This window comes from Fodinicurvata sp. EGI_FJ10296, assembly GCF_040712075.1.
GTDB lineage: Bacteria > Pseudomonadota > Alphaproteobacteria > DSM-16000 > Inquilinaceae > JBFCVL01.
Window position 1 is genome coordinate 1 of sequence record NZ_JBFCVL010000012.1, and the last position, 10,973, is coordinate 10,973.

Sequence of the window (10,973 nt, forward strand, 5' to 3'; positions counted from 1 at the left end):
CTCCCCCTTCCCTTTCCCGGCAACTGTGTTTATTGACACCGCATCCGCCGCCTTCTCCTCCCCGGAAGCACGAAGTGCTGTCCGGGGTCCACACGCGCCGGTGGAACCCGGCTCGCGCTTGGATCGCCGAGAGCCACCGCACCAGATCCCGGGTCTGCAGCGCGTCACTGCCGTGCCGCGCAGCGCACGGGAATTGGTGACGGCGGAAGCGGCAAGGTCGGGCGGCGCAACCTCCCATTCCTGTCCCCGGCCCCGACCCGGATGAGCCGCTTCGCGTTTCAGGCGTCGATGGTCAGGGCCGCAGCACGACCTTGGTCGTGCGATCCTGCTCCTCGGCGAACATGCGGTATCCCTCTGGGCCCTCTTCCAGCGACATGTGGTGACTGATCAGGAAGCGTGTATCGATCTTGCCGTCCTGCACGAGTTGCAGCAGTTTGGGCAGGTATCGGTGGACCGGCGTCTGGCCCGTGCGCACCGTCAGCCCCGACGCGCACGTCCTTCTTGCCGTGCCAGGTCAGAGCTCTCATCGGTATCTCCGTTTTCAGGCCCGCGGCGCCGCGGGACCGGGTTCGGTGTTGGCGATTTCGCCAGCTTCCATGAGCTGCTTGAACCGCTTCAGATCGCGCCGTGCCTGGATTTTCGGTTCCCGCTGAAAGATCTTCGCGGCGAGCCGGCCCATCGCGCCGTCCGGCGGATCATAGGCAATGGTCGCCGCGACCTCTGTCCCCCGTCCGGCCGGCGCGTCGCGGAACTCGATCCGGCCGCTGTTGCGCACCGGCGCGTCGTCGTCGGACTGCCAGGCTATCACCTCGTTCGGCCGCTCCTCGACGATGGTGGCGCCGAATTCGATATCCTGCCCGCCGGGGCCGGCGATCACCCATTTTGACCGCGTGTCGTCCACAATGGTGACCCGGCGCACGTTTTCCATGAAGTCCGGCAATCTGGTGAAATCGCGCCAGAAGGCATAAAGCTGCTCGCGGGGCCGGCGGATGGTCACCGTCCGGCCGACAAGCGTCTTTTCGCGCATCTGCGACTTGTAGCGCCGCAGTGCCTTGGCCGGCGCCGTCCCGGTATAGCGTCCGCCATAAGCCAAGGAACCGTCGGCGACGCTGCGCGCCACCAGAAAAGTGCCGGCGCCAACAGCGAAGGCCAACAGCGCGAGCCCCATCCCCGTCCCGGCACGCGCGCGGGAACGGTCGGTCCTGCCACCATGGTCGAAGCGGCGATCGTTTCGCTGGTTCATGGTCCCCGTCCGTCTGGGTCGATTGACGTCAGACCGTGGAACGACGAACCAGCGCTATTGTTCCGGCAGGACGCCGGGTATGGCTGCTAGTGAATGCAGTGCCGATCGACATGATAGGGCGTTGCCGCCAGACCGGGACAGAAGCTGGCGACGGCCTTTTCCAGCTTGTAGAACAACACCTCGTTGTCGCGGCAGGCGACCTCCAGGCGTTCCCGCGCGTCGTCCAGCCGGCGGTAGAGGGCATCGAAATCGACCGTCAGCAGAACGCCGTCGCTGACGACCATCCGGCCGCCGACCATGACATGGCGCACCGCCGTGCCGTCTTCGGTCAGCACCAGTTGATTGATGGCGTTGTTCAGCGGCATCCAGTTCGGGTGGCGCAGCGACAGCGCGACGAGATCGGCCTTGTAGCCGGGCGCGATGCGTCCGATCGTCGATTCCATGCCCAGCGACCGGGCGCTGCCGATGGTGGCGGCGCGGAACGCCTCGGCGGTGGAAATCCATCGGCCCGGATCGAGATGGCACACCCGGCTGACCAGGGCCGCCATGCGCATGGCCTCGTACATGTTCAGATTGTCGGAACAGTTGGCCCCATCGGTGCCGATACCGAGATTGACGCCGAGGTCGAGCATCCGGCGCGTGTCGGCGATGCCGCTGCCCAGGCGCAGATTGCTGCCCGGGTTGTGGGAGACGCTGCAACCGTGATCGCCCAGCAGGGCCATGTCCTCGGGGTCGAGCCAGACGCCGTGGGCGGCGGTGAATCGGCCGTCGAAAAAGCCCATCTCCGCCATGTGGCGGGCCAGGGTATGGCCATAGACCTTCATGCCGGTCAGCGCCTGGACCTTCGATTCCAGCAGATGGGTCTGGATCGCGACATCGTGGTCCCGGGCAAGCGTCAGCGTGCCGGTCAGGAAATCGTCCGTGCAATGATGGGGGATCGTCGGCGCCAGCGCCGGCCGGATCCGGTCCCGGTCGAAGGCCCAGTTCTCCAGTACCCTGGCGACATTGGCCAGCGTGGTTTCAGCCGGGGCCATGGTCATCGCGCGCACCGCCTCGCGACCGTCCTCCGGCATGGCGTCGATCAGGCCGGGAATGGCCTGAAAGAATGTCCGATCGGCAATCATCGGCGCCACGACGGCCCGCATGCCGGTTTCGTCATACGCCCGTCCGACGGCGGTCATGCCGTCGACAGAGGGCACCGGGAACTCGAAGAACATGTCGTAGGCGGCCGTGCAGCCTTTCATCAGCATTTCCGCCGCGCCCAGTTGGGCGGTCAGAAACTTGTCCTCTTCGGTACGATTGCCGCCGACCCATGGCGCCGCCGTCAGCAACAGCTCCAGCGTCCAGCGGTCGCCCATGCCCTTGCTCATGCTGCCATGGGCGTGGGTGTGGGCATTGACCAGACCGGGATGGACCAGATGTCCGGAAAGATCCACCACCCGCGCGTTTTCGCTCACGGCCTCACCCGGCGCCAGCAGGTCAACAATGGTGTCGCCTTGAACGAGGATATCGAGGGCGGCTGGCTCCGACATCAGCGGGTCGAGCACGCGCGCACCGCGCAGAATGGTTTTATCGTCGGTCATGAACGGACTCCTGCGATGGGTGCGGATGTGTCGAAAAGCCTGCCGATCGGTACCGGCGGCCGGGCCGTTACACCGACCGCCCGCAGCGCCCGCCACAGAAGGGCCAGGTTCGAGGAAACCACCGGCTTGTCCAACGCATTCTCGATCGCCGGAATGACGCCGAATGTCGGCAGATCGGTGGCCAGCAGAACGACGGCGTCGGCGCTGTCGGTCATCAACCCGGCGGCAAGGCTGGTTACAGCCGACGCCGGTGTCAGCGGCACATCGCTGACGGCAAGGATGTCGAGGGTCTCGTCATCGACCACGGTATAGCCGGCATCGGCGAAGAACGGCCGCGCCATGGCGTGGATGCTGCGCGGATAGGGCGAGCCGATGACGACACGCCGCGCGCCCAGCGCCGTCAGCGCATCGTTCAGCGTCGCCCAGGCCGACAGGCAGGGAACGCCGGTGCCCTCGGCCAGCTGGGCCATGCGATCCGCATTCCACGCCGCGCCCATAATGAACGAGGTCACCATGTCGGCATAGACCAGCACGTCGACGCCCGTGGCCATCAGCTCGTCGATGGCGCGGTCGGTCTCGGCTTCCATCCGGTGAATGGCGTCTTCCGTAAGGTCGCCCGTGACCAGAATGCGGGTCGCGAAGAACGCCGCGCCGGGCACGAGCGCCCTGTTCAGTTCCGGCTCGATCACCGCGTTGTTGGCCGGTACGACCAGCCCGATCCGCGCCTCTCTATTGGCCACACTTGCCTCCTCAACAGCATATGATCGCATTTTGGATACAATTATCCAAATCGGGCAGCCCGTCAATCAGTTCGGGCGGCCCGGCGATCGAAATCGATACTTGCCATATGGCATAACTCTGTCTATATTTGCCATAAGGAGACCGACCATGCTGCACGAAGTTCCGCATACGCAAGCTGCCCCCGACCGCGCCCAAATCACGGCGGATGAGGCGAAAGCGATGGCGCGCGCGGCAATCAACCTCTTCGACAGGTGGGGGCTTTCGGACGCCGAGGCTCGCGAGATTCTGGGCGGCATCGCCGCGCGGACCTTTGCACGGTGGAAGGTTGGCGAGATCGGGCGCATCGACCGCGACCTCGCCACGCGTCTGTCGCTGCTCATCGGCATCCACAAGGGGCTGCGCTATCTGTTTTCCGACCCGCAGCGCGGCTACGCCTGGGTCAGGAAAGCCAACCGTGCCTTTGGCGGACGCAGCCCGGCCGATATCATGGCAGAGGGTGATATATTCTCGCTGGCGCGTGTTCGCGCATATCTCGACGCCGAGCGCGGCGGCTGGTGACCGAGGGCATCGACCGCAACCGGGTTCGCTGGCCTGCCGCATGGCGCCTGATCCGCTCGATCCATCCGCCGATCGACCTGTTCGAGGATATCGCCGACCCACAGGACTGGGAGGCGCTGGCCTCGGCGGAATCCAAGACCAACCCGCGCATCCAGGCACATATCGGCAAGCTTGATCTGGTGCCGCCGAACCGGCGCGTCGGCGGACCCGGGGCCAGCTATCTGATGGCGCCCTTCGTCCATGTCAGCACCGACCGGCCGGGGCGGTTCACCGATGGCAGCTATGGCGTTTACAGCGCCGGCAATCGTGAAGACGTCGCCATCCGGGAGGTGGCGTACCATCACGGCCGGGCGATGGCCAACAGCGGCGAAGAACCGGGCTGGACGTCGCAGTTCCGCATGCTCACCAACAGTGTCGACCTCGACCTGCACGATGTCCGGCCGCACGACCTGTACCACGCGCCGGATGACTATCGGCCGTCGCAGGCCCTGGGGCGGCACCTGCGCGACAGTGGCGCGAACGGCATCGTCTATCGCAGCGTCCGCTGCCCGTCCGGCGAATGCGTGGCGATCTTCTGGCCCGACCTCATGACCATCCCTGTGCAGGGCGACCATTTCGATTATCACTGGAACGGCAGCCGGGTCGACAGGATCCGCAACCGCCGGACCAACGCCATTTTCACACTCTGACGGCCCTCACAGAATCCGCACCGCCCCGTCGGCTTCCAGCAGCCGTTTGATGGCGGCGCGGTCGTATTTTCCGGCGGGGTTGAGCGGGAGATCGCGGCAGAACGCGATATACCTGGGATGCAGATAGGCCGGCGCGTTTTCCAGGCAGAACGCACGCAGTTCGTCGGCCGTCACGGATTGCCCCTGCCCTGTTTCGCCCGGCGCCAGTCGGACCAGCGCCGCCGGTGCCGCGCCCTTGGTGGCGTGATGCATCGGCATGACCACGGCCTCGGCGACCGCCGGATGGCCGAGCAGCAGATCCTCGACTTCCTTGGGATAGACGTTCTCGCCGCCGCAATTGAACATGTCATCGGTCCGGCCCCGGAAGTAATAGAAGCCGGCCTCGTCGCGGGCGAACAGATCGCCGGTTTTCAGCCAGCCATCGGGCAGCCGCTCGCGCGTCAGGTCGGGCAGATTGTGGTACTCGCGCGCGACATAGGGGCTCTTCATCCAGAGTTCGCCGATGTCGCCTTCGGCGCCGGTCGACGGGTCGATCAGCTTCACCTGATAACCGGGAGCCAGATAGCCGCAACTGCCGCCGGGCGTCGGCAGTCCGTCGGGATGCGGCCAGAACGGCGACCCGCCCTCGGTCAGACCATAGCTTTCCTTGATTGCCGCATTGGGGAAGATCCGGGTCAGCCGGTCGACCATCTCCGGCGACACTGTTGCCGAGCCGACCGCGATCATGCTCAGGCTGGACAGATCGCGTCCCTCGGCTCTTTGGCGCTCGGCGTGCAGAATGTTGAACGCGGCCGGTACGCCACTGGTATAGGTGCATTTGTAGTCATGGATCGCCGCAAAGAAACTCTCGGCGTCCAGCGTCGGCAGAATGACGATCGAGGCACCGGCATAAAGCATCGGTTTGACGATGCCGCGCATGGCGTTCTTGTGAAACATCGGCAGGGCGATCAGACCGCGCGCTGTCGGCGACACCGGCAAATGCCGCTGCGCGTGCTCCAGGCTCCACAGCATGCCGCCATGGGTCAGGATCACGCCCTTGGGGACGCCCGTCGACCCCGAGGTATAGGTATGGATGGCTGTATCGTCCGCCTGCATCTGTGCGACCGGGGGGCCGGCCGGATCGGTACCGAAAGCGGTCATCCGCGCCCTGAGGTCGATGACGCCGGCGGGCGTGCCGGAACCGGCGGACGCCGTCGCCTCGCCGTAGATCGTCACCGGGGCATGGGCCTGCAGGGACGCCAGCAACTGAGGGCGGATGGCATCAGAGATGACGGCGGCCCGGGCGCCGCTGTCACTCAGAACATGGTCCAGCGTCGCCTCGGCCATGGCGACGTTCAGAGGCACCGGCACGGCGCCAATCCGCATGATGGCGAAGAATGCTTCGACGAACAGACAGCGGTTGCCGGTCAGCACCAGGACGCGGTCGCCGCGACGGATGCCGTCGTCATGAAGAACCCGGGCGATCCGGCACATCCGTGCATCCAGCTCGGCATACGAAAGCCGGTCGACTGGCGATTGGCCGGCGTCGATGATCGCCGTTCGATCCGGTGTTGCCGACAATGCGCCGGCGAAGAACGTCCCCAAATTCATGACGTGCAGATCCCGATCTCAGGTTGCGGTACCAATGCCGTTTGCGACGGCAACTTCTTTTTGGATAAATGGATACATTTATACTAGCATGGACGGCCGGTCGAGTCCCCGCGTCGCTCCCCCGGACACCCTATGCCCGGCAACGGGACCGGAACGCGGAAAACAGTGGAATGATCGACCTGATGGTAGTGGCCCGGTCGTCAGACGGGATGGGGAACTGAGATGGACAGGAATAATCACGAAAGCCTTGCGGATCTGCAAGCCGACATCGATCTGGCGCCGTTTCACGGCTTTCTTCGCCCGAAGGTCGAGGCACTGAACGCCGAGGCCGGGACAGTGACGATCACCCTGGCGGTGCGCCCGGAAATGGGGCGCGTGCCCGGCGAACCGGCAGCCCATGGCGGCATCGTGGCATCGCTGGCCGACCTTACCGCCCATGCCGCCGTCCGGGCCCGTGTCGGACATTCGGTGCCCACGGTCGACCTGCGCCTCGACTATCTCCGCCCGGCCAACGGCGCCCGCCTGTCAGCAACGGCGACAATCCTGAAATGCGGCCAAACGCTGGCGATTGTCGACGTTACAATCACCACCGACGCCGGCAAGACCGCCGCCGTTGCCCGGGCGACATTTCTGACCACCGGGCCGACGGGAAATGCCAAACCGCGCAGACAGGGATCGGCACAATGACCGCCACCCTTTCCAGCCCCGATGCAGCGTCCGGTATTGTATCTCTGGCTCAGGCGCTCGTCCGGCATCCGAGCGAACAGTCCGACCAAATGGAAGCCGACCCCGCCGTCGTCTCGCTGATTTCCGACGTGATCGCACCGTGGCTGAGTGCGCGCGGGATCGGCTTCGAGCGCGACGGCATGGGCAATCTGATTGCCGGCATTGGCGACACCGAAACCGGCCCTCATCTGATGTTCGTCTGTTATGCGATGACCCATCCCGCCGGCCGCATGACCGGACCATTTGATGGTGAACTGATCGACATCGACGGCGAAAGCTGTTTGCGCGGGCGCGGCGTTTCCGAACAGAAGGGCGCGATGGCCTCGGCGCTGTCCGCTTTCGCGTATCTTTACGCCGATGGCGGCCCCAGGGCCGGACGGGTTTCGCTCGCCGTCGTCACGGCGGGTGAAACCGGCCGGCACGATGCGGTGGCCAGCGTCGTGGATCATCTGGGCGGTCATCCCGATCACGCCGTTATCGTGCTGGGCACGGGCGGGGCGGTGGCGATCGGCAACCGGGGCCGAATCGACGTGGACGTCGAGATCGCCGGCCGCGCGGCGCACAGCTCCACGCCCGAGCGCGGCATCGACGCCATTCGGGGCGCGCGCGCGGCGATGGACCGGCTCGACGCCCTGGCAGACAGCTGGCCGCAGGATACCGGCACGATGGGCCGCCGTACCCTCACCGTCACGGCCATCGAAAGCTCACCCGGCGCAACCCATACCATCCAGGACCGGGTGCGCATGACGATCGATCGCCGGCTTCTGCCGGACGACGATCCCGACACCGCCCTGGCGGAAATCCGAACCGCGCTGGACGGGATGGCGCCATGGGCCGTGGACGTCACCCTCGGCCCGGTCATGTATCCGGCGCGCGAACCGGCAGATTCGGCTCTGGTTCGCGCCATTGCTGCCTCGGCCACAGATATTGGCCTGGAGCCACCATCGACAGCCTTCAGTCAGGCTGCACTCGACGCCGGCTATTTCCAGAAGGCAGGCGCCGGCGCCGTCATGTGGGGGCCGGGCGACATGAACCAGTTTCATTCGGAAGAAGAGCATGTGGCCTTGTCGGCGCTGGTCGAGGGCGCGCGCCGATACCGCGCATTGATCGATGCATTGTGTTTATAGCCTCATTCCGTGCAAAGACAGGCGATCTGCCGACCTCAGGTATGCTAATCGTTGACGGTCGGCACGAACGGAAAGATATCGGTAGGCATCTCAATCATGAAGATATTCGCGACGGCCCAGCACCAGGCTTACGAGTTCCTGAGGGATCGGATCATCCTCGGCGAATACCCGGGCGGCATGCGCCTCAAGCCGGAGCACATTGCCGAGACCATGGGACTGAGCCGGATGCCGGTGCGCGAGGCGCTGCGCCAATTGGACAGCGAGGGGCTGGTCACGATCCACCCCAACCGCGGCGCCAGCGTGACGCTGCTGACCGCTGACGACATTCTGGAATTCTTCGAAATGCGGGCGGCGCTGGAAGGCGTGGCCGTACGTCTGGCGACCCCGAACATCGGCGACGACGGGTTGCACGATCTCGACCACTATCTGGAAAAGATGCGCCGTTCGGAAAACGATCACCTCGTGTGGATCGACCGTCACGACGAATTTCACGAGTTCCTGTGCGGATGGAGCCGGCGGCCCCGCCTTTGCGCGGAAATCAAGCGATTGCGCATCACCATCGTGCCGTATCTCAGGCTCTACACTGCGCATTTTCAGGAACGGGAAATTCCCGGTTACGAGCACGAGGTCATACTCGACGCCATACGGCAGGGTGACCCCGATGTCGCCGAGGATTGCATGCGCAAACACGTCATGGCCAATGCCCACAACATTGCCCATTGCCTGAGCGATGCGCGCAATGTCATTCCCGCGGCCGGTTCCTCCGCGGACTCAAAACCCGGCAGCGGCCCGGCGGGCGCCCTGTCAAGATGACCGGAGTCTCGCCTGCCGTCCCGACATCACGCGCCTGCTCCCGGGAACACATGTATGGATTGCGCGCCACGGTGGATCGTGCAACATATGTTAGGGTGGGTTAGGCAATCAAATGTGAAAATGCATGGCGCGTCTGACAGATCTTGTTGTGATTGGTGCGGGCTGGGCAGGGCTTTATGCAGCGAAATATGCCCGGGCTGCGGGTCTCTCGGTGCAAATCCTTGAAAAGCGCGAGGCTCCGGGCGGCGTGTGGAATTACAGCGACGATCCCCGGACGATCACTGTCATGCGCAACACCGTGTCCTCGTCGTCGCGCCATGTAACCGAAGCCTCCGATTTCGCCATGAGCCCCGAGGCGGGGAACCTGTTCCGCCACGACGATGCTTTGGCCTATCTGCACTCTTACGCTGACGCATTTGGACTGACGCCGTTCATCGAAACGGGGGTGCATGTGGCACGCGCCCACAAAACCAACGGTGAATGGCGTGTGGAGGCTGCCGACGGCCGCGTGTTCCGGGCTCATCGCATTGCCGTTTGCACCGGTGTTCACCAGCGCAAACGCCCCATCACCGGCCCTGCGGCCGACTTCACCGGCCAGATCATCCATGCCGGGGATATCAAGCATCCTGCCGACCTGCAGATCGGCCAAGACGATCATGTCATCGTCTATGGCGGCGGTGAAACCGCATCCGACATCGTGAATGACCTGGCAAACCAGACCGGCGCAAGGGTGACATGGGCCATCAGGGGCGGGCAGCACTTTTTTCGCAAGGTACCGCTGCGGCACGGCCAGAAAGCGGGGGAATACGACCGCCACGACATCGCGCTGGACGAATATTCTTCCGCCGTGGTGGGCATCTTCAGCCCACCCGAACGCGGCAAGCCCGGGATGCGCTATCGCTGCAATCTTGCGTCATCAGGTAGCGTGCTTTCCTATCAGGGCCACGGCGTGGCGGAATGGTGCAACGACATTCCGTGGTTCAAGCAATTCTTCAACAAGAACGCCCATGCGCTGGACCATGTGTGGAACGGGCGGGTTACGCCCGCTCGCGCCATTACCGCGTGCGAGGGCGACATCGTGGCGTTCGAGGATGGCCGCACGGCGCGGGCCACCCATGTCATCTGCTGTTTCGGGTACATGTCCGACGTCTCGTTTCTGCCGGAAAACATCCGTGAGGTTCCGTCAAACAAGCTCTTCAAGCTGGTGTTTCATCCTGACGATCCGTCGGTCTCATTTTTCGGGCTTGCGCGGCCCACGATCCTTTCGCTGCCCTACATGATCGAATTGCAGTGCATGTATGCGCAGAAGGTCTGGTCCGGCGACTTGCCCCTTCCGGACAGGGAGGCACGCTGGTCCGAAGCCGAAGCGGAAGCCGCCGAAATGGATGCCACGTTCGGGCATGCGCGGTCCAATCGGAACGTCACCTGCCCGTTTCTCTATACCCGGAACATGCTTCGCCTCCTCGGTGGGGCGCGCCACGAGGCTCACCTTCTTTTCCGTCACTTCCCTCCGCTTCGCGACTGGCGTGGTTTCTCGCGCGTCATCCGTTTGCCTCTGACACCCCTGCTGCTGCGGTCGTTGCTGGGCGGCGCGGGCGCGGCTGAACGCGAACGCATGGACAGGATCGTCTCCCTGATGCCGTTCGGATACAAGCGGCGGGCCAATACATCCCTGCCGCGCTATGTCCTGACCTATGCTGTTGTATTGGGGATTCCGCGTCTGCTGGCGCTCGACCGTCTTTTCGACTGGTTCGCGCGGCGGCGCATCGCCCGCGACGGACGGGCGATCGGATTGCGCGATACGGTCGCCGTTGCGTGTCGCGCGGACCAGCCGGCAGGTGAAGACGGCGCCGCGCCAACCAGACCCCGCAAAGCTGCGTGAATGTCCGCTTCTTGCCGTTCC

General features: G+C 64.6%; 11 protein-coding genes. 6 read left to right on the forward strand and 5 right to left on the reverse strand.

Features of this window, described 5'->3' with window-relative positions; translation table 11 throughout:
- Positions 1-292: 292 nt before the first annotated feature.
- The 4 genes from ABZ728_RS20955 to ABZ728_RS20970 all read right to left on the reverse strand — a co-directional run bounded on the left by ABZ728_RS20955 (position 293) and on the right by ABZ728_RS20970 (position 3,566).
- On the reverse strand, positions 293-475 hold the full coding sequence (locus tag ABZ728_RS20955) for a hypothetical protein (protein ID WP_366658344.1): 183 nt from the start codon (positions 473-475) through the stop codon (positions 293-295).
- A 66-nt stretch (positions 476-541) separates the two neighbouring features.
- On the reverse strand, positions 542-1,243 hold the full coding sequence (locus ABZ728_RS20960) for an SRPBCC family protein (protein ID WP_366658345.1): 702 nt from the start codon (positions 1,241-1,243) through the stop codon (positions 542-544).
- Between the two features lie 86 nt (positions 1,244-1,329).
- Positions 1,330-2,826: an amidohydrolase gene (locus ABZ728_RS20965; RefSeq protein ID WP_366658346.1), complete on the reverse strand. Its 1,497-nt coding sequence runs from the start codon at positions 2,824-2,826 to the stop codon at positions 1,330-1,332.
- Positions 2,823-3,566: a hypothetical protein gene (locus ABZ728_RS20970; RefSeq protein WP_366658347.1), complete on the reverse strand. Its 744-nt coding sequence runs from the start codon at positions 3,564-3,566 to the stop codon at positions 2,823-2,825. Before ABZ728_RS20970 ends, ABZ728_RS20965 begins: the two co-directional genes overlap by 4 nt.
- A 148-nt stretch (positions 3,567-3,714) precedes the next feature.
- Here ABZ728_RS20970 and ABZ728_RS20975 point away from each other — a divergent pair, with 148 nt between their 5' ends.
- Both ABZ728_RS20975 and ABZ728_RS20980 read left to right on the forward strand, forming a co-directional pair.
- Positions 3,715-4,125 carry an MbcA/ParS/Xre antitoxin family protein gene (locus ABZ728_RS20975; protein WP_366658349.1) on the forward strand — a complete coding sequence of 137 codons (411 nt, stop codon included), beginning with the start codon at positions 3,715-3,717 and terminating at the stop codon, positions 4,123-4,125.
- On the forward strand, positions 4,122-4,814 hold the full coding sequence (locus ABZ728_RS20980; protein WP_366658350.1) for an RES family NAD+ phosphorylase: 693 nt from the start codon (positions 4,122-4,124) through the stop codon (positions 4,812-4,814). The genes ABZ728_RS20975 and ABZ728_RS20980 overlap by 4 nt, the downstream gene beginning before the upstream one ends.
- 6 nt (positions 4,815-4,820) lie before the next feature.
- Here the strand turns inward: ABZ728_RS20980 and ABZ728_RS20985 are convergent, their stop codons facing one another.
- Positions 4,821-6,404 carry a class I adenylate-forming enzyme family protein gene (locus ABZ728_RS20985; RefSeq protein WP_366658351.1) on the reverse strand — a complete coding sequence of 528 codons (1,584 nt, stop codon included), beginning with the start codon at positions 6,402-6,404 and terminating at the stop codon, positions 4,821-4,823.
- A 222-nt stretch (positions 6,405-6,626) separates the two neighbouring features.
- On the opposite strand from ABZ728_RS20985, the gene ABZ728_RS20990 reads away from it, so the two are divergent.
- The 4 genes from ABZ728_RS20990 to ABZ728_RS21005 all read left to right on the forward strand — a co-directional run bounded on the left by ABZ728_RS20990 (position 6,627) and on the right by ABZ728_RS21005 (position 10,952).
- On the forward strand, positions 6,627-7,091 hold the full coding sequence (locus tag ABZ728_RS20990) for a PaaI family thioesterase (protein ID WP_366658352.1): 465 nt from the start codon (positions 6,627-6,629) through the stop codon (positions 7,089-7,091).
- Positions 7,088-8,257 carry a M20/M25/M40 family metallo-hydrolase gene (locus tag ABZ728_RS20995; RefSeq protein WP_366658353.1) on the forward strand — a complete coding sequence of 390 codons (1,170 nt, stop codon included), beginning with the start codon at positions 7,088-7,090 and terminating at the stop codon, positions 8,255-8,257. The genes ABZ728_RS20990 and ABZ728_RS20995 overlap by 4 nt, the downstream gene beginning before the upstream one ends.
- A gap of 96 nt (positions 8,258-8,353) precedes the next feature.
- On the forward strand, positions 8,354-9,070 hold the full coding sequence (locus tag ABZ728_RS21000; RefSeq protein WP_366658354.1) for a GntR family transcriptional regulator: 717 nt from the start codon (positions 8,354-8,356) through the stop codon (positions 9,068-9,070).
- Positions 9,071-9,194: 124 nt separating this feature from the next.
- Positions 9,195-10,952: an NAD(P)-binding domain-containing protein gene (locus tag ABZ728_RS21005; protein WP_366658356.1), complete on the forward strand. Its 1,758-nt coding sequence runs from the start codon at positions 9,195-9,197 to the stop codon at positions 10,950-10,952.
- Positions 10,953-10,973: the final 21 nt, after the last annotated feature.

Bases quoted from the DNA above. Each gene is read 5' to 3' on its own strand.
- ABZ728_RS20960 (WP_366658345.1), bottom strand. From the start codon at position 1,243: ATGAACCAGCGAAACGATCGCCGCTTCGACCATGGTGGCAGGACCGAC.
- ABZ728_RS20965 (WP_366658346.1), bottom strand. From the start codon at position 2,826: ATGACCGACGATAAAACCATTCTGCGCGGTGCGCGCGTGCTCGACCCG.
- ABZ728_RS20975 (WP_366658349.1), top strand. From the start codon at position 3,715: ATGCTGCACGAAGTTCCGCATACGCAAGCTGCCCCCGACCGCGCCCAA.
- ABZ728_RS20985 (WP_366658351.1), bottom strand. From the start codon at position 6,404: ATGAATTTGGGGACGTTCTTCGCCGGCGCATTGTCGGCAACACCGGAT.
- ABZ728_RS20990 (WP_366658352.1), top strand. From the start codon at position 6,627: ATGGACAGGAATAATCACGAAAGCCTTGCGGATCTGCAAGCCGACATC.
- ABZ728_RS20995 (WP_366658353.1), top strand. From the start codon at position 7,088: ATGACCGCCACCCTTTCCAGCCCCGATGCAGCGTCCGGTATTGTATCT.
- ABZ728_RS21000 (WP_366658354.1), top strand. From the start codon at position 8,354: ATGAAGATATTCGCGACGGCCCAGCACCAGGCTTACGAGTTCCTGAGG.
- ABZ728_RS21005 (WP_366658356.1), top strand. From the start codon at position 9,195: ATGGCGCGTCTGACAGATCTTGTTGTGATTGGTGCGGGCTGGGCAGGG.